This is a genomic window from Streptomyces lydicus, assembly GCF_004125265.1.
GTDB classification, from domain to species: Bacteria; Actinomycetota; Actinomycetes; order Streptomycetales; family Streptomycetaceae; genus Streptomyces; species Streptomyces lydicus_C.
The window spans coordinates 1,102,545-1,122,867 of the sequence record NZ_RDTE01000003.1 but is presented as its reverse complement, the minus strand read 5'-3'; the positions used below and the strand labels follow the sequence as shown (position 1 = coordinate 1,122,867).

2 protein-coding genes are annotated in these 20,323 nt (G+C 74.2%); both read left to right on the top strand.

The window, feature by feature from the left end:
- Positions 1-48 precede the first annotated feature (48 nt).
- Positions 49-9,573, top strand: a complete 9,525-nt coding sequence (locus D9V36_RS07605) for a type I polyketide synthase (RefSeq protein ID WP_129293087.1) — start codon at positions 49-51, stop codon at positions 9,571-9,573.
- The gene (locus tag D9V36_RS07600; protein WP_129293086.1) at positions 9,573-20,315 is read left to right on the top strand and encodes a type I polyketide synthase; all 10,743 of its coding nucleotides are present in this window, start codon (positions 9,573-9,575) and stop codon (positions 20,313-20,315) included. The genes D9V36_RS07605 and D9V36_RS07600 overlap by 1 nt, the downstream gene beginning before the upstream one ends.
- Positions 20,316-20,323: the final 8 nt, after the last annotated feature.

Here is a 20,323-nt window from a genome sequence, read left to right as displayed (position 1 = left end):
GCCGGCCACGACAGCCGCGGCGACGGACGGATTGAAGGACAGGACCCGATGGCCAACGAAGAGAAGCTCCTCGAATACCTCAAGCGCGTGACGGCCGACCTGTCGGAAACCAGGCAGCGGCTGCGCGAAGCCGAGGAGAGCGTGCCGGAGAGCATCGCGATCATCGGCATGAGCTGCCGCTTCCCCGGAGGGGCGGAGTCGCCGGAAGAGCTGTGGGACCTCGTCAAGGAGGGCAGGGACGCCATCGGCGGCCTGCCCGAGAGCCGCGGCTGGGACACCGCTCGCGGCGACGCGCTCGGCCTCAGGGGCGGCTTCGTCCCGGACGCGGACCGGTTCGACGCCCCGCTGTTCGGGATCAGCCCCCGCGAGGCGCTGACCATGGACCCGCAGCAGCGGCTCGTGCTGGAGGCGTCCTGGGAGGCGTTCGAGCGGGCCGGCATCGACCCGCGCTCCACCCGGGGCAGTGACACCGGCGTCTTCATCGGCGCGGGCGCCTCCAACTACGCGCTCGGCGCGGACCTTCCGGAGGAGGCCGAGGGGCACTTGCTCACCGGCAGCGCCGGCAGCGTGCTGTCCGGGCGCGCGGCCTACACCTTCGGCCTCAAGGGCCCCGCCATCACCACGGACACCGCCTGCTCGTCCTCGCTGGTGGCCCTGCACCTGGCCGCGCAGGCACTGCGCGGCGGCGAGTGCGCGATGGCACTGGCCGGCGGCGTGAGCGTGATGGCCGGCCTCGGCCTGTTCAGCGAGTTCGGCCGGCAGGGCGGCCTCGCCTCCGACGGCCGCTGCAAGGCGTTCTCCGCCGCCGCCGACGGCACCGGCTGGGGCGAGGGCGTCGGCGTACTGGTCCTGGAGCGGCTCTCCGACGCGCAGCGCAACGGCCACGAGGTCCTGGCCGTGATACGAGGCACCGCTGTCAACTCCGACGGCGCCTCCAACGGCCTCACCGCCCCCAACGGGCCGTCCCAGGAGCGGGTCATCCGCCAGGCACTCGCCAACGCGCGGCTGTCGGCTGCCGAGGTCGACGTCGTCGAGGCGCACGGCACCGGCACGACCCTCGGCGACCCGATCGAGGCGCAGGCGCTGCTCGCCACGTACGGCCAGGAGCGGGACGAGGACCGTCCGCTGTGGCTGGGCTCGGTCAAGTCCAACATCGGGCACACCCAGGCCGCCGCCGGCGTGGCCGGCGTCATCAAGATGGTCATGGCGATGCGCCACGGCGCACTGCCGCGGACCCTCCACGCCGAAAAGGCATCCCCGCACATCGACTGGGCGTCCGGAGCCGTCGAACTCCTCACCGAGGAGCGGCCGTGGCCCGAGACGGGGCGGCCCCGCAGGGCCGGTGTGTCCTCGTTCGGTATGAGCGGCACTAACGTGCACGCCATCCTGGAACAGGCCCCGCCGCAGGAGCCCGCGCAGGGCGCCCCCACCGGGACCGCCCCCGACCTGCTGCCGTTCCCGGTCTCCGGCCGCACCCCGAGGGGGCTGGCCGAACATGCCGGGAAGCTCCTGGAATTCGTACGGGCCGACGACGCGCCCGCACTGCTGGACACCGGCCTCTCCCTGGCCACCACCCGCGCCGCCCTGGAGCACCGGGCCGTCGTGCTCGCCGGTGACCGCGAGACCCTCCTGCGTGGTCTGGGCGACCTCGCGGCGGGCCGCACCGGCTCGGATGCGCTGCGCGGCGAGCGGACCGATGGCGGCCTGGCCTTCCTCTTCTCCGGCCAGGGCGCGCAGCGCGCGGGCATGGGCTGGGAACTGTACGAGACCTTCCCGGTGTTCACCCGGGCGCTGGACGACGTCGCCGCTCTGCTCGACCGGCAGCTGGACCGTCCGCTCGGCGAGATCCTGTTCGACGGTGAAGTGCTGCGCGACGGCGAGGAGCTGATCGACCGGACCGGCTACACCCAGCCCGCGTTGTTCGCCTTCGAAGTCGCCCTGTTCCGGCTCTGGGAGTCCTGGGGCGTCACCCCGGACCTGCTCCTCGGCCACTCCATCGGCGAATTGGCCGCTGCCCACGTGGCGGGCGTGCTCTCGCTGGAGGACGCCTGCACGCTGGTCGCCGCCCGCGGCCGGCTGATGCAGGAGCTGCCGTCCGGTGGCGCGATGCTGGCCGTGGAGGCGAGCGAGGCGGAGGCGCGGGAATCACTGGCCGGTCGTGCGGCGCAGATCGGTATCGCCGCCGTCAACGGGCCCCGCTCGGTGGTGCTGTCCGGCACCGAGGACGCCGCCGCGAAGCTGCGCGAGCACTGGCTCGGCCGGGGCCGCAAGGTGAAGCGGCTGACGGTCTCGCACGCCTTCCACTCGCCGCTGATGGACCCGATGCTCGGCAGGTTCGCCGCCGCGGCAGGGAAGCTGACCTTCCACGAGCCGCGGATCCCGATCGTCTCCGATGTCACGGGCGAGCTCGCCGACCCTGCCGAACTGTGCACCCCCGAGTACTGGGTGCGGCACGTCCGCGAGGCGGTCCGCTTCGCGGACGGTGTCGGCGCCCTGCGCGCCGCGGGCGTCACCACCTTCGTGGAGCTGGGCCCCGGCACCGAACTCACCGCACTGGCCAAGGGGGCCGCCCCGCTGGAGACCCTCCGCGCCGTGCCGTCGCTGCGCGTCGGCCGCAGCGAGCCGCGCGCCCTGCTGGAGGCACTCGCGGGCGTGCACCTGGCCGGCCGGCCCGTCGACTGGCAGGCCGTCTTCGGCCCGTGGGGCGGTCGCCGCGTCGACCTGCCCACCCTCGCCTTCCAGCGCGAGCCGTACTGGCTGCCCGACGCCGCGGCGGCGGAGGGCACGTACGCCCCTGCCGTGCAGGGCTCCGCGGAGGAGAGCTTCTGGACGGCAGTGGAGGCGGTGGACCTGGCGGCCGTCGCGCAGACCCTCGACCTGCCCGCCGACCAGGGCCTGGATGCCGTGCTGCCCGCCCTCGCCGCCTGGCGCAGGGGCAGCACCGACCAGGCCACTGTCGAAGCATGGCGCTACCGGGCCACCTGGCAGCGGGTGGAGACGCCTGCCGGGAACCTGTCCGGCACCTGGCTCCTGGTGGTGCCCGCCGACGAGACGGATGGCCTGCAGGCCACCGCCGTCGCCCAGGGCATGCGCGCCCACGGCGCCGACGTCGTCACGGTGCCCGTCGCTCCCGCCGAGACCGACCGCTGGACCCTCGCTGGGGACCTCCTGGAGCAGGCCACCGCGAGCGGCGACGTCATCGGCGTCCTGTCGCTGCTCGGCACCGCCGAGGCACCGCACGCCGAGTACCCGCAGGTCACCACCGGACTCGCGCTCACCCTGCTGCTCGTCCAGGCCCTCGGAGACGCCGGCATCGGCGCGCCGCTGTGGTGCGCGACCCAGCAGGCGGTCCAAGCCGGGCGCACCGACCGCGCACCGCACCCCGCCCAGGCGCAGGTGTGGGGCTTCGGCCGGGTCGCCGCCCTGGAGTACCCCGCCCGCTGGGGCGGGCTCGTCGACCTGCCCGAGCAGCTGGACGACCGCGTCGCCGCCGCTCTGGCCTCCGTACTGACCGGGGGGCATGACGAGGATCAGGTCGCGGTGCGGGCCACGGGCGTCTTCGGCCGCCGCCTGGTACGCGCACCCCGGACCGGCACCGCCGCCCCCGCCTGGCAGCCCACCGGAACCGTCCTGATCACGGGCGGCACCGGCGCCCTCGGCGGCCGCGTCGCCCGCTGGCTCGTCACTCGCGGTGCCCGGAGCCTCGTGCTCACCGGCCGTCGCGGCCCGGACACCCCCGGCGCCGCCGAACTGGTCGCGGAGCTCCGCGCGTCGGGGGCCGAGGCGACCGTCGTCGCCTGCGACGTGGCCGACCGGGCCGCGCTCGCCGCGCTCCTCGACGAGCACCCGGTGACGGCCGTGTTCCACGCGGCCGGCATCGCGGAGTCCGGCGCACCGTCCGAGATCAGCGTGGCCGAACTCGGTGACGTCGTCCGCGCCAAGGTCGACGGCGCCGAGAACCTCGACACCCTCCTGGCCGACGCCCCGCTCGACGCGTTCGTGATGTTCTCCTCCATCGCCGGGATCTGGGGCGACGGCCGCGCCGCCGGGTACTCCGCCGCCAACGCCCACCTCGACGCCCTCGCGGAGCGCCGTAAGGCCCAGGGGCGTCCGGCCACGGCCGTCGCCTGGGGCCCGTGGGGCGGTGGCGGCATGGCCGCCGACAGCGAACTCCAGGAACACCTCTCCCGCTTCGGCCTCGCCCCGATGGACCCCGAGCTGGGCATCTCCGCCCTCGCCCAGGCCCTCGACGCACGCGAGACGTGCCTCACCGTCGCCCATGTCAACTGGGCCCGCTTCGCACCCGTGTTCAGCACCTCCCGGCCGGCCCCTCTGCTCCACGGAGTACCCGAGGCGGCCGAAGTTCTCCACCCCGCGGACGACGCGGGCAGCGGCGGCCGGAACACCGTCGCGGCCGCGTGGGCGGAGCAGCTGACCGCACTGCCCCAGGCCCGGCGCGCGGGCGTCCTCCTCGACCTCGTACGGTCCGAGGCGGCGGCCGTGCTCGGCTACCGCTCCACTGACGCCATCGCACCCGACCGCCCCCTGAAGGACCTCGGCATCGACTCGCTCACGGCAGTCGAGGTCAAGGAACGGCTCGCGTCCGCCACCGGCCTGCCGCTGCACGCCGGGCTCGTCTTCGACTACCCGACCTGCGAGGCGCTCAGCCGCCACCTGCTGGGCCAACTCGTCGACGTACCGACCGAACGAGCCGCGCCGGCCACGGCGGCCGTCTCCGACGATCCCGTCGCGATCGTCGCCATGAGCTGCCGGCTGCCCGGCGGCGCCGTCTCCCCCGAGGCGCTCTGGGACCTGGTCGCATCCGGCACCGACGCCATCTCCGCCTTCCCCACCGACCGCGGCTGGGACCTGGACGGCGCCGGCGTCGGCTACGCTCGCGAGGGCGGCTTCGTCTACGACGCCACCGGCTTCGACGCCGCCTTCTTCGGGATCTCCCCGCGCGAGGCCCTCGCCATGGACCCGCAGCAGCGGGTGATCCTCGAAGCCTGCTGGGAGGTCCTGGAGCGCAACGGCACCCCGCCGGACTCCGTGCGCGGCAGCCAGATCGGCGTCTTCGTCGGCGCCTCCAACTCCGCCTATGCCGGCGGCGTCGAGCTCCCCGCCGAATCGCTGGGCCACGCCCTCACCGGCAGCGCCAACAGCGTCATCTCCGGCCGCGTCTCCTACGCGCTCGGCCTCGAAGGCCCCGCCGTCACCGTCGACACCGCCTGTTCCTCCTCCCTGGTCGCCCTGCACATGGCCGTCCAGGCGATCCGGGCGGGGGAGTGCTCCATGGCGATCGCGGGCGGCGTCACGGTGATCCCCTCACCGGCTGTCTTCGCGGACTTCAATCAGCAGAACGGCCTTGCCTCCGACGGCCGTTGTAAGTCCTTCGCCGCTGCCGCCGACGGCACCAGCTGGGGCGAGGGCGCCGCCGTGCTCCTCGTCGAGCGCCTCTCCGACGCCCGCCGCAACGGCCACGAGGTCCTCGCCGTCATCCGCGGCTCCGCCATCAACCAGGACGGCGCGTCGCAGGGCCTGACCGCCCCCAACGGCCCCTCGCAGGAGCGGGTGATCCGGCAGGCGCTCGCCGCCGCCGGCCTCGCTCCTGCTGACGTCGACGCCGTCGACGGCCACGGCACCGGCACCACCCTCGGTGACCCGATCGAGGCCCGCGCCCTGCTGTCGGTGTACGGCCGGGACCGCGACGCCGACCGGCCGCTGTGGCTCGGCTCGCTCAAGTCCAACATCGGCCACACCCAGGCCGCTTCGGGTGTCGCGGGCGTCATCAAGATGGTGCAGGCCATGCGGCACGGCGTCCTGCCCCGGACGCTGCACGTCGACGCGCCGTCGCCGCACGCCGACTGGTCGTCCGGCGCCGTCGAGCTGCTGACCGAGCAGCGTGCTTGGCCCGAGACCGGCCGCGCCCGCCGGGCCGCGGTGTCCTCGTTCGGCATGAGCGGCACCAACGCCCACACCATCCTGGAACAGGCCCCCGAGCTCGAGAAGGGTCCGGCCACCACCAGGACCACCCCGGCCCTGGTGCCGTGGGTCCTGTCCGCCCGGTCCGAACAGGCCCTGCGCGCCCAGGCGCTGGAGCTGCACCGACACGTCCTCGCCCACCCGGACGCCGAACCCACGGACATCGGCCACTCGCTGGTCACCCTACGCTCCAGGCTCGACCACCGGGCGGTGCTCCTCGACACCGACCGGGATACGCTGCTGCACGCACTGGAGGACCTGGCACAGGGCCGGCCCGCACCGAACGTCGTCACCGGCGGGGGCAGCGCCGGCAAGGTCGTGTTCGTCTTCCCCGGCCAGGGCTCACAGTGGGCCGGCATGGCCCTGGAACTCCTCGACTCCTCCGCGGTGTTCCGCCAGCAGTTCGCGATGTGCTCCCACGTCCTGGCCGCCCACGTCGACTTCAACCCGCTCGACGTCCTGCGGGGGAAGCGCGGCGCGCCCGGACTCGACCGCGTCGACGTCGTCCAGCCGCTGCTGTTCGCCGTCATGGTCTCCCTCACCGCCGTTTGGCGCTCGTACGGCATCGAGCCGGACGCCGTCGTCGGCCACTCCCAGGGCGAGATCGCCGCGGCCGTCGTCACCGGCGCACTGTCCCTCGCGGACGGCGCGAAGGTCGTCGCCCTGCGAAGCCGGGCCATCGCCACACTCGCCGGGCACGGCGGGATGATGTCGGTGTCCCTGCCGCTCGCCCGTGCCGAGCGGTACGTCACCGAGGACGCCGCGCACTTGTCGGTCGCCGCCGTCAACGGCCCCGAGTCGGTCGTGATCTCCGGCACCGCCGCCGCTCTCGACGCCCTCCTCGCCCGCCTGACCGCCGACGGGGTGCGCGCCAAGCTCATCCCCGTCGACTACGCCTCCCACTCGGCTCAGGTAGATGCCCTGCAGGCCCGACTCGCCGAGGATCTGGCGGGCATCACCGCCCACGCGGGCGAGGTGCCCTGCTACTCCACAGTCACCGGCGAGCCGATCGACACCACCACCATGGACGGCGCCTACTGGTTCACCAACCTGCGCCGGACCGTTCGCTTCGAGGACGCCACCCGCGCCCTGCTACGCGACGGCCACCGCCTGTTCATTGAGGTCAGCCCGCACCCCGTGCTCATCGCGGCGATCGAGGAGACCATCGACTCGGTCGGCAGCGCCCTCTCCGGCGCCCAGGCGATCGGCTCCGTGCGCCGTGACGACGCGGGCCGCCGGCGACTGCTGACCAGCCTGGCCGAGGCGTACGTGCGGGGGGCACGGGTCGAGTGGGAGGGCATGTTCGACGGCACCGGTGCCCGGACCGTCGCCCTGCCCACGTACCCCTTCCAGCGCACCCGCTACTGGGCACGCCAGGACGAGGCCCTCGTGCCCGCAGCGGACACGGCTGCACCCGTACCGGCCGACCAGGACCGGTTCTGGAAGGCGGTGGACCGGCAGGACGCCGAGGCACTCGCCCGGACGTTGGCGGCGCACGCCGACGACGCCCAGCTGGACTCCCTCACCCGGGCGCTGCCCGCCCTCGCCGAGTGGCACCGGGGCGTGAGCGCCAAGGCGGCCGTCGACGGCTGGCGCTACCGCGAGCACTGGACGGCGATCGAACAGACCGCCTCACCGGTCCTTTCGGGACGCTGGATCGTCGTCGCGGCCGCGGCGCACGCGGAGGCGGACCTCGTCCTGCACACCGTCGCCGCCCTGCGGGACCACCTGGCTGAGCCCGAACTCCTGCTTGCCGAACCCGACGCCGACGCTGCGTTCTTCACGGCCCGGCTGTGGGAGCTCCGGGACGCCGGTGCGCCGGTCACCGGCATCCTCTCGCTGCTCCCTGTGGACGAGAGCCCGCACCCCGGACACCCCACCCTGGCGGCCGGGCTGGCAGGAACGCTGACCCTGCTTCAGGCTGTGGTGGAGACCGGCTTCGAGGCCCCGCTGTGGTCCGTCACCACCGGCGCGGTGTCCGTAGCGGACACCGACCCGCTCGCCGAACCGCTCCAGGCACAGACCTGGGGCCTCGGCAGGGTCGCCGCCCTCGAACACCCCCGCCAGTGGGGCGGCCTGATCGACCTGCCCGCCACCCCCGACGCCACGGCGGCGGCCGCTCTCACCGGGGTGCTGTCCCGCTCCGACGCCGAGGACCAGATCGCGGTCCGGCGCTCGGGGCTGTTCGCCCGCCGGCTCGTACGGGCCTCGGCCGAGGGCACCGAGCCCGTCCGCACCTGGCGGCCCGAGGGTACCGTCCTCATCACCGGCGGGACCGGAGCCATCGGCGGCCACGTCGCCCGCTGGCTGGCTTCGAACGGCGCCACACACCTCGTCCTGGTCAGCAGGCGCGGCGAACTTGCCCCCGGAGCAGCCGAGCTGGTGGCCGAGCTCACCGGCGCCGGCACCCGGGTGACGGTCCTCTCCTGCGACCTGACCGACCGGGAAGCGGTGGCAGCCATGCTCGCCCGGCTCGACGAGAACGGCATCACCGTCCGCACGGTCCTGCACACCGCGGGCACCGGAGTGCTCACCCGCCTTGAGGACACCAGTGTCGCCGAGCTGGCGCACGCCACCGCCGCCAAGGTGGCCGGCGCCCGGCACCTGGACGAGCTCCTGGACCCCGGCCGACTGGACGCGGTCGTCCACTTCTCCTCCATCTCCGGAGTCTGGGGAGTCGGCCGCCACGGCGCCTACGCGGCGGGCAACGCCTACCTCGACGCCCTCGCCCGGCACCGCAGGGCCGGCGGCGTCCCCGCCCTCTCCGTGGCCTGGGGCCCCTGGGACGGCGGCGGCATGGTCCCCGCAGCCGAGGTCGAGCCGATGCTGCGCCGCGGTGTTCCGCTCATCACCCCGCAGCCGGCGATGCTGGCCCTCCAGCAGGCGCTCGACCACGACGACACGTTCGTGGCCGCCGCCGAGGTCGACTGGGAGCAGTTCGTCCCGGCCTTCACCTCGATGCGCCCGAGCCCGCTCATCACCGGCCTGCCCGAGGCCCGCCGCGTCCTCACCGACATGGTGCCCCCGGGATCCGCCGACGCGCTGCAGGACGGCGCGGCGGTCGAGTTCCGGCAGAGGCTCGCCGGCCTGTCCGAGCCCGAGCGTGAACGCGCCCTGCTCGACCTGGTCCGCGACCACGCCGCTCTGGTCCTCGGCCACGGCGACCGCGAGGCGATCACGGTCGACCAGCCGTTCCGCGGCTTCGGCTTCGACTCGCTGACCGCGGTCGAGCTCCGCAACCGGCTCTCTCGGGCCACCGGCCTGAAACTGCCCGCCACGCTGGTCTTCGACCAGCCCACCCCCGCCGCGCTGGTACGCCACCTGCTGGCCGGACTCCTCCCGGAGGCCCCCGGCGAGCAGCTGCCCACCCCGGCCGAACTGGACCGGCTGGAAGCGGCGCTCACCACGCTGCCGGCCGACGACATCGCCAAGGTGCGCATCGTCATGCGGCTGGAAACGCTGCTGGCCAATCAGCGCAAGGAAGCCGCCGGGGACGGGCCGGGGGCACAGGACGAACTCCTGGCCCGGCTCGGTACCGCCACCAACGACGAACTGTTCGCATTCGTGGACCGAGACCTGGGAGTCCAGTGATGGCAGACGAGACGAAACTCAGGGACTACCTCGGCCGCGTGGTCGCCGAACTCCACAAGACCCGGCAGCAGTTGCACGCCGCCGAGTCCGCCGAGCCCGAACCCCTCGCCATCGTGTCGATGAGCTGCCACCTCCCAGGCGGCGTGCTCAGCCCCGACGACCTGTGGCAGCTGCTCACCGACGGCGGCGACGCCATCACCTCCTTCCCGACCGACAGGGGCTGGGGCTCCGCCCTGCCCGGCAACGAGGACGGCCGCGACGGTACGCGCACGGAGGGCGGCGATACGTCGGCGCGCGGCGGATTCCTGCACGACGCCGCCGAGTTCGATCCCGGCTTCTTCGGGATCAACCCGCGCGAGGCGCTCGCCATGGACCCGCAGCAGCGGCTCGCCTTGGAGACTGCATGGGAGGCCGTCGAGCGGGCCGGGATCCATCCGACGGCACTGCGCGGAAGTCGTACCGGCACTTTCATCGGCGCCAACAGCCAAGGCTACGACGCCGCCATGCAGGCCGGCGACAACCCCGGTACGGAGGGCTACCTTCTGACCGGCGGCGCCACCTCCGTGGTCTCGGGCCGCATCGCCTACACCCTCGGCCTCGAAGGCCCCGCCGTCACCGTCGACAGCGCCTGTTCGTCCTCGCTGACCGCCCTGCACATGGCCGGCCAGGCACTGTGCAACGGCGACTGCACCATGGCGCTGGTCGGCGGTGTCACCGTGATGCCGCACCCCATCGGCTTCTACGAGTTCGACCGCCAGCGGGGCCTCGCCTCCGACGGCCGCTGCAAGGCGTTCTCGGCCGCCGCCGACGGCATGGGCATGGCCGAGGGCGCGGCGATGGTCCTGGTGACCACCCGTTCCCACGCCGAGCGCCACGGCTACCCCGTCCTCGCCCTGATCCGCGGCTCCGCCGTCAACCAGGACGGCGGCTCCAACGGCCTGACCGCCCCCAACGGCCCCTCCCAGGAGCGGGTCATCCGCCAGGCGCTGCACAACGCCCAACTCTCGCCGGAGCAGGTCGACGCCGTCGAGGCGCATGGCACTGGCACCACCCTCGGTGACCCGATCGAGGCCCAAGCGCTGCTCGCCACGTACGGCCAGGACCGCCCGGCCGACCGCCCTCTGTGGCTCGGCTCCCTGAAGTCCAACATCGGCCACACCCAGGCCGCCGCCGGAGTCGCCGGAGTCATCAAGGCCGTCCTCTCGCTGCGCCACGCGACCCTCCCGCGCACCCTGCACGTCGACGAGCCGTCCCCGCACGTCGACTGGGGGTCCGGCGCGGTGGAACTCCTCACTGAGGCCAGGCCCCTGCCGGAGACCGGGCAGCCGCGCCGCATCGGGGTGTCCTCGTTCGGCATCAGCGGCACGAACGCCCACCTCATCGTGGAGGAGGTGCCGCAGACGGAGCAGCAGACGCCGGTACGCACGCGGCTGCTGCCGCCGGTCGTGCCGCTGCCGGTCTCCGCCCGGACGGGCGAGGCGCTGCGGGCGCAGGCGGAGCGACTGGCGGAGCGCGTCCGTGCGGACGGGACCGCCGACATGGCCGGCCTCGGCCGTTCGCTGGCGACGACCCGGGGGTCCTTCGAGCATCGCGCGGTGGTCCTCGCCGCCGACCACGATGGCTTCCTGGCCGGCCTGGACGCACTGCGCGAGGGCCAGACGGCCGCCGAGGTCGTCCGGGCCACGGTGACGCCGGGACTGACGGCGTTCCTGTTCTCCGGGCAGGGGGCGCAGCGTGCCGGGATGGGCCGGGAGCTGTATGCGGCGTTCCCGGTGTTCGCGGAGTCGTTGGACGCGGTGGTGGAGCGGCTGGACACTCAACTGGATCGCCCGCTGCGCGACGTCCTCTTCGGCGGAGGGGAGCTCCTCGACCAGACCGCCTACACGCAGGCGGGGCTGTTCGCGCTGGAGGTTGCGCTGTTCCGGCTGCTGGAGTCGTGGGGCGTGCGCCCGGACTTCCTGCTCGGGCATTCGATCGGTGAGCTGGCGGCCGCGCACGTTGCCGGGGTGCTGTCGCTTGACGATGCGTGCACGTTGGTCGCGGCGCGTGGCCGGCTGATGCAGGCGTTGCCGTCGGGTGGGGCGATGCTCGCGGTGGAGGGGGACGAGACCGAGGTTGCCGGCGCCCTCGCCCCGTACGGGAACCGGATCGGCATTGCGGCGGTCAACGGGCCGACCTCGGTGGTGATCTCTGGTGACGCGGATGCCGTTGCGGAGATGGAGAATGCCTGGCGCGCCGAGGGCCGCCGGGTCAAGCGGCTGGCCGTCTCGCATGCCTTCCACTCGCCGCACATGGACGCGATGCTCGACGCGTTCGCATCCGTGGCGGGGAAACTGAGCTTCGCGGCCCCGCAGCTGCCGATCGTCTCCGACGTCACCGGCGAGCTCGCCGACCCGCAGGAGATCCGGACCCCCGGCTACTGGGTGCGCCATGTCCGCGAGGCGGTCCGCTTCGCCGATGGGATCACCACCCTGCACGCTCAGGGCGTCACCCGTTTCCTGGAGATCGGCCCCGACGGCGTTCTCACCGCCATGGCCGAGAGCTGCCTCCCCGAGGGTTCCGAACCCGCCTGCCTCGCCGCCTGCTCCCGCGCCGGGCGCGAGGAGGCCGGGCAGCTGCTGCGAGCCGTCGCCACCCTGCACACCGCAGGCGGCGAACCCGACTGGGCCACGCTCTTCGAAGGCTGGGGTGGCACCCCGGTCGAGCTGCCCACGTACCCCTTCCAGCGGGAGCGGTACTGGCCCGCGCCCGCCGCGGTCAAGAACCTCGCCGCCGCGGGCCTCGGCAGCGCCGGGCACCCCCTGCTCGGCGCCATGGTCTCACTGGCCGACGGCGACGGAGCCGTGCTGACCGGCCGCCTCTCCACCGCCACGCACTCCTGGCTCGCCGACCACGTAGTCCTGGGCTCCACGCTCGTCCCCGGCACCGCGCTCGTCGAGCTGGCGCTGTGCGCCGGTGAGCAGGCCGACTGCCCCCGTCTCGACGAACTGGCCCTGCGCGCCCCGCTCGTCCTACCCGCGGAGGGCGGCGTGCAGCTTCAACTGCGCGTGGGCGCCCCGGCCGAGGACGGCCGCCGCACGGTCGGCGTGTACGCACGCCCCGACGGCAGCGACGAGTGGACCTGGCACGCCGAGGGCACCGTCTCGCCGGACGACGCCCCCGCGGCCGACGGCCTCGTCCAGTGGCCCCCGGCCGGCGCCCGGCCGTTGTCCGTCGACGGCTGGTACGAGGGCGCGGCCGCGGCCGGACTCGCCTACGGGCCCGCCTTCCGCGGCTTGCGCGCCGCCTGGTGCACCGACGACGCGGTGTACGCCGAGGTCGAGGTAGCCGGGCACGACCGCGCCGAGGCCGCCGGATTCGGCCTGCACCCGGCCCTGTTCGACGCGGCCCTGCACGCCGCGGGCGTCGCCGGGATGCTGCCGGAGTCGGACGGTGTCCGGCTGCCGTTCTCCTGGACCGGCGTCACGCTGCACGCGCTGGGCGCGTCGTCCCTGCGGGTGCGCCTGGCGCCGGCCGGCCCGGACACGCTCACCCTGACCCTCGCCGACGGCACGGGCGTCCCCGTCGCCACCGTCGACTCACTGGTCCTGCGCCCGACGACGGCCGGGCAGCTGCCCGCCACCGCACCGCGCGACAGCCTGTTCCAGGTGATGTGGACGCCCGTCCGGCTCAGCGGGGAAGCCCAAGAGGAGGCGGGGGAGTACGTCACCCTGCCCCTTGACCCCGAGGAGTCGGCCGAGTCCGTCGGCGGCATGGCAGGCCGGACCCGCGCGGTCCTCGACGAGACGCTGGCCGTGCTGTGCGCCTGGCTGAGCGACGACACCGGCGGCGCCAGGCTGGTGGTGCGCACCCGCCGTGCCGTTCCCGCGGGAGGCGTTCGCGTCGACCCCGCTGCCGCCGCGGTCTGGGGCCTCGTACGGGCGGCCCAGTCGGAGCACCCGGACCAGTTCGTCCTGGTGGACTTGGACGACGGTGCGGAACCCGACGGTTGGGAGACCGCCGCACTGGCTCTGGGCGAACCCCAACTCGCCTTCCGTGAAGGAGATTTCCTCGCCCCGAGACTCACCCGCGCCACAGGCGGGCGGGCGGACAGGGCCCCTGTCCTCGATCCCTCCGGAACCGTCCTCATCACAGGCGGCACCGGCGTCCTCGGCGGACACGTCGCCCGGCACCTGGTCGCCGAGCACGGCGTACGGCACCTGACCCTGCTCAGCAGGCGCGGTGCCGCGGCGCCGGGAGCCGCCGAACTGGTCGCGGAACTCGCCGAAGCGGGCGCGGAGGCCGACGTCGTCGCGTGTGACACTGCGGACCGCGACGCGCTCACCGCCGTCCTCACCCGCATCGTGGCGGACCGCCCGCTCACCGGTGTGGTGCACGCGGCGGGCCTGGTGGCCGACGCCACCATCACCTCGCTGACGCCCGAACAGCTCGACGTCGTACTCGCCCCGAAGGTCGCGGCGGCGGTCAACCTGCACGAGTTGACCCAGGGCAGTGATCTCGCCCTGTTCGTCCTGTTCTCCTCGGCATCTGCCACCTTCGGCACCCCTGGGCAGGGCAACTACGCCGCCGCCAATGCCTTCCTCGACGGCCTCGCCCAGCACCGTGTCACGCACGGCCTGCCCGCCACCTCCGTCGGCTGGGGTCTGTGGGCCGAGGCCAGCGGCATCACCGGGCACCTCGCCGCCGCCGACCGGGCGCGCATCACCCGGGCCGGCGAGGCCCTCGGCACTGAGGAGGGCCTCGCCCTCCTCGACGCGGCCCTCTCCTCCGAGCACCCCCACCTGGTGGCGCTGCGTCTCGACCACGCCGTGTTCCGGCCGGCGGCCGACGCCCCGCACCCGCTGCTGCGGGACGACTCCCGCCCCCGTGCCCGCCGCACCGCCCGAGCGGCAGCCGCGGGCGCACCGCCCGCCGGACGCTCCGAACTCTCCGGCCGCCTCGCCCAGTTGGACGAAGCAGACCAGCTGCGGGAACTGACCGAGCTGGTGCGCGGCGCCGCCGCGGTCGTCCTCGGTCATTCCTCGGCCGCGCTGATCGCCCCCCGGCGTCCCTTCGCGGAGCTCGGCTTCGACTCGCTGACCGCCGTCGAACTGCGCAACCGCCTCACCTCCCTGACCGGCCTGCGCCTGCCGTCCACCCTGGTCTTCGACCACCCCAGTTCAGCCGCGCTCGCCGCCCACCTGCGGCCGCGGTTGCTGGGAGTCACCGGCGCACCGGCGGGGGCCGCCGCCCAGCGTGCCGCCCGCACCCCGGACACAGAGGACGACCGCCTCGCGATCGTCGCGATGAGCTGTCGCTTCCCCGGCGGCGTGGAGAGCCCGGAAGACCTGTGGCGGCTCGTCGCGGAGGGCACCGACGCGATCGGCCCGCTGCCCGGCAACCGGGGCTGGCCGGTCGACGCGCTCTACGACCCGGAGCCCGGCAAGAGCGGCAAGATGTACGTCCGCGAGGGCGGCTTCGTCCATGACGCGGACACCTTCGACCCGGCGCCCTTCGGCATCTCGCCGCGCGAGGCCCTCGCCATGGACCCACAGCAGCGGCTCATGCTGGAGGCCAGCTGGGAGGCGTTCGAGCGGGCCGGGATCGACCCGAACTCGCTGCACGGCAGCCGCACCGGTGTCTTCGCCGGCCTGATGTACCACGACTACGCCGGAACCATGGCGACCCTCCCCGAGGGCACCGAGGCGTTCCTCACCACCGGTACCTCCGGCAGCGTCCTGTCGGGCCGCGTCTCCTACACCTTCGGGCTCGAAGGCCCGTCGGTGACCGTCGACACCGCCTGCTCCTCCTCCCTGGTCGCCCTGCACCTGGCCGCTCAGGCCATCCACAACGGCGAGTGCGACATGGCGCTCGCCGGTGGCGTCACCGTCCTGTCCACCCCCGCCGTGTTCGTCGACTTCAGCCAGCAGCAGGGCCTGGCCCCCGACGGCCGCGCCAAGTCGTTCTCCGCCACCGCGGACGGCACCAGCTGGGCTGAGGGCATCGGCGTGTTCCTCGTGGAGCGGCTCTCCGACGCCCGCCGCAAGGGCCACCCCGTCCTCGCGGTCGTCCGTGGCTCCGCGGTCAACCAGGACGGCGCGTCCAACGGACTCACCGCCCCCAACGGCCCTTCGCAGGAGCGGGTCATCCACCAGGCCCTCGCCAACGCCGGGCTGCGCGCCTCCGACGTGGACGCCGTCGAGGCACACGCCACCGGCACCCGCCTCGGCGACCCGATCGAGGCGCAGGCGGTTCTCGCCACGTACGGCCAGGATCGCCCCGAGGGGCAGCCGCTGTTCCTGGGCTCCCTCAAGTCGAACGTCGGCCACATGCAGGCCGCGGCCGGCGCCGGCGGCGTGATCAAGATGGTCATGGCCATGCGCCACGGGATACTGCCCAGGACGCTGCACGTGACGGAGCCGACCGGCGAGGTCGACTGGTCCGCCGGTGAGGTGGAACTGCTGACCGAGGCCCGGCCGTGGCCCGATACCCGCAGGCCGCGCCGCGCAGGTGTCTCCTCGTTCGGCGTGAGCGGTACGAACGCGCACGTCATCCTGGAGGAGCCCGAGCAGCTCCCCGCTCCGCAGCCCGAGACCGCCCCCGAGCAGACCGGCACCCTGCCCTTCGTGCTCTCCGCGAAGAGCGAGGACGCTCTGCGCGAGCAGGCGGCCCGGCTGCTCACCGCGGTCAAGGAAACCGAGCCCGTACCGGCCGACGTGGCCAGGTCGCTCGTCGAGACGCGCGCCTCGCTGGAGCACCGCTCCGTGGTCCTCGCCCGAGGCACCGACGAGCTGACCACCGGCCTGGCCGCCCTCGTCGCGGGCGTCGATACCCCCGGCGCCGTGCGCCGCACCGGCGACGCGGGTCGCGACGGCGTGGTGTTCGTCTTCCCCGGCCAAGGCTCCCAGTGGGTCGGCATGGCAGCCGAACTCCTCGACTCCTCAGCGGTGTTCCGGAAGCGGATCACGGAGTGCGAGCAGGCGCTGGCCCCGTTCGTGGACTGGTCGCTGACCGAGGTGCTGCACGCCGACGGCGAGCAGGGCCGGGCCTGGCTCGACCGGGTCGACGTCCTCCAGCCCGTGCTGTGGGCCGTCATGGTGTCGATCGCCGAACTGTGGGGCTCGGCCGGTGTGGTGCCCGCCGCGGTGGTGGGCAATTCACAGGGCGAAATCGCCGCCGCCGTGGTGTCGGGCGCGCTGAGCATCGAGGACGGCGCTCGCGTCGTCGCGCTGCGCAGCGCCCTCGCCGTCGAGATCCTCGCCGGCCGCGGCGGCATGGTCGCCGTCGCACTGCCGCGCGCGGAATCGGCGGCGCTGATCGGGCCATGGGGCGACGAACTGGCCGTGGGTGGCGTCAACAGCCCCCTGACCACCATCGTTTCCGGCGCCACCGCAGCACTTCAGGGCCTGCTGGAGCGCTGCAAGGAGCGCCGGATCCGGGCCCGCGAGATCCCGGCCGCCTTCGCGTCGCACTCGCCGCAGGCGGAGGTCATGAAGGAGGGACTGCTGGAACTGCTCGCGCCGGTCGCCCCGCTGGAGCCCCGGGTCCCCTTCCACTCGACGGTGCGCGGACACCGCGGGGACGACGCCGCGGCCGTGTCCCTGGACGCCGCGTACTGGTACGACAACATGCGCGAGGAGGTCCTGTTCGAGGAGACCGTCCGCCAGTTGCTGGCTGAGGGGCGGTCCCTGTTCATCGAGATGAGCCCGCACCCGGTCATGGCGGGCGCCGTCGCGGAGACGGTCGAGGATGCGGGCGCCCGCGCCGCCGTCCTCTCCAGCCTGCGGCGCGGGGAGGGCGGCTCGGAGCGCTGGCTCCGGGCCCTGGCGGAGGCGTACGTCCACGGGGTCGACGTCCGCTGGGACACGGTCCTGCAGGGGCGCGGCGGACGCCGCGTCGAACTGCCCACGTACGCGTTCCAACGTGCCCGGTACTGGCCCGAGAGTGCCCCGCAGGTGGGCGCGGTCGGTGCCGCCGGCCTCGGTGCCGCCGACCACCCGCTGCTGGCCGCCGCCGTGTCCGTGGCCGGGGACGGCAGCGTCCTGTACACCGGCCGGCTCTCCTTGGCCGGGCAGCCGTGGCTGGCCGACCACGCCGTCCTCGGCACCGTCCTGCTGCCCGGTACCGCCCTGGTGGAGGTGGCGCTGCGGGCCGGGGAGGCTGCGGGTCGCCCCCGCCTGGAGGAACTGGTGCTTCAGGCGCCCCTCGTCGTACCGCCGCAGGAGGGACTGCACCTTCAGGTCGCGGTGAGCGCCCCGGGCGACGACGGCACATGCGCGTTCAACGTGTACGCGCGGCCGGAGACCGCCGAGCCGGCCACGCCGTGGACCACGCACGCGACGGGCACTCTCGGCGACGAGGTTCCCTGCGAGGCGTTCGACCTCGCGGTGTGGCCTCCGACGGGTGCCGAGCCCGTCCCCGTGGACGGCTGGTACGACGGCGCGGCCGCCGCCGGCTACGGCTACGGTCCCGCCTTCCGCGGGCTGCGCGCCGCCTGGCGGCGCGGCGACGAGGTGTTCGCCGAGGTCGTCCTCGACGAACAACTGCAGGGAAGCGCGGGACGGTTCGCCGTCCACCCCGCCCTGCTCGACGCCACCCTGCACGCGATCGGCGCCGCCGGGCTGCTGCCCGACACCGGCCGCATCCGGCTGCCGTTCTCCTGGACCGGCGTCAGCCTGTACGCCACCGGGGCGCTCGGCCTGCGGGTGCGGCTCACCGCCGACAGGGCCGACACGGTCACCCTCCGGGTGGCCGACACCGCCGGCCGCCCCGTACTGGCCGCCGAGGCGCTGGCGACCAGGAGCGTGACCGCCGCGGAGCTGCGCACGGTCGGGGACACTGCCCGGGACTGCCTGTTCCAACTGGCCTGGACCGAGCACAAGATGCCCTCGGCCACCGTGGACCCGCAGACCTGGGCGGTCGTCGGGGACGACGAGGCGGGGCTCGCCGAACGGCTGGCCGACCAGGCCACCCTGCTCGACTGGCACCCGGACCTCGCCGCCCTCGCCGAAGCCGTCGACGCCGGCCGCCCCGCGCCGGACGTCGTCGTGTGGTCGGTGCCCGGGACGAGCGGCGGCCTCGCCGCCGCTGCCCGTACCGCCACCACGGGCGCTCTCGCCCTCCTCCAGGAGTTCCTCGGCGACCCCCGCCTCGCGCAGGCCACCCTGGTGGTCGCCACCCGAGGCGCCGTGGCCGCCGACGCCACCGAGGACCTCACCGACGTCGCAGCCGCCGCCGCACGGGGCCTGGTGCGCTCGGCGCAGAGCGAGAACCCGGGCCGGATCGTGCTCGTGGACCTTGACGGCGACCTTGACGGCGAAGACGCCAAGGCGTCCCTGCTCCGGCTGCCGCAACTCGTGGACGCCGACGAACCCCAACTTGCGCTGCGCGCCGGGAAGGCGCTCGTCCCGCGCCTCACCCGCGCCACGACCGCACCCGCCGGGCCGGCCTCCCGCGGCGCCGCACGCGTCCTGATCACCGGCGGCACCGGCGTCCTGGGCGCGATCGTCGCCCGCCACCTGGCCGCCCAGCACGGGGTGCGCGAGCTGCTGCTGCTCAGCCGGAGCGGCGCGAAGGCGGACGGAGCGGCCGAACTCGTCTCGGAACTGGCCGAACTGGGAGCCCGTGCGGAGGTCGTCACCTGTGACGCCGCCGACCGCGACGAGCTCGCCGCGGTCCTCGCGGCGCACCCGGTCACCGGCGTCGTGCATGCCGCGGGAGTCCTCGACGACGGCGTCATCGGCACCCTGACGGCCACACAGGTCAACACGGTGCTGCGGCCCAAGGCCGACGCCGCCGTCAACCTGCACGAGCTGACCCGCGACAACGACCTCGACATGTTCGTCCTGTTCTCCTCGGCGGCCGCCATCATGGGCTCCCCGGGACAGGGCAACTACGCCGCGGCCAACGCCTTCCTGGACGCCCTCGCCGCCTACCGGCGCGCCGAGGGACTGCCCGCCGTGTCGATCGGCTGGGGCCTGTGGGCGCCGGCCAGCGGCATGACCAAGCACCTGGATGCCGCGGACCTGGCCAAGGCGGCCGGCGGCGGTACCGCCCTGTCGGCGGAGGAGGGCATGGCCCTGCTCGATGCCGCCCACGGCGCGGGCGGTGCCGCTCCCGCGCACCTCGTCGCGGCCCGCTTCGACCTGCCCGCGCTGCGGGCCGGCGCGGCCACCCACCCCGTGCCGGCCGTGCTGCGCGGCCTGGTGCCGGTCCCGGTGCGCCGGGCGTCGGACGGCGAGGACGCGTTCGTCCTGCGTCAGAAGCTGACCGGGCTGTCCGAGGCCGAACGGCGCCGGACGCTCCTGGAACTCGTCCGTGGCCAGGTGGCGGGCGTGCTCGGACATGCGAGCGCCGACGCCGTCGACCCCGAACGGGGCTTCAGCGAGCTGGGTTTCAGCTCCCTGACCGCCATCGAGATACGCAACCGGCTGGCCTCCGCCACCGGACTGCGGCTCCCGACCACTCTGATCTTCGACTGTCCGACGGCGACCGAGCTGACCAACCACCTGTACGCACAGCTGGCGGTCGACGGTCCGGCGGGCGAGCCCCCGGTGCTCCAGAGCCTCGCGGCGCTGGAATCCGGCCTCGCCGCCGCACCGGACGACGAAGAGACGCGGGAGAGGGTCCTGCTGCGACTGCAGGCCCTCCTCGCCAAGTACAACACGCACGACGCCGACACCATCGACACGGTGGACCTCGGAGAGGCCAGTGACGAGCAGATGTTCGCGTTGATCGACAACAACCTGGGGACAGATCAGTGAACACGTCG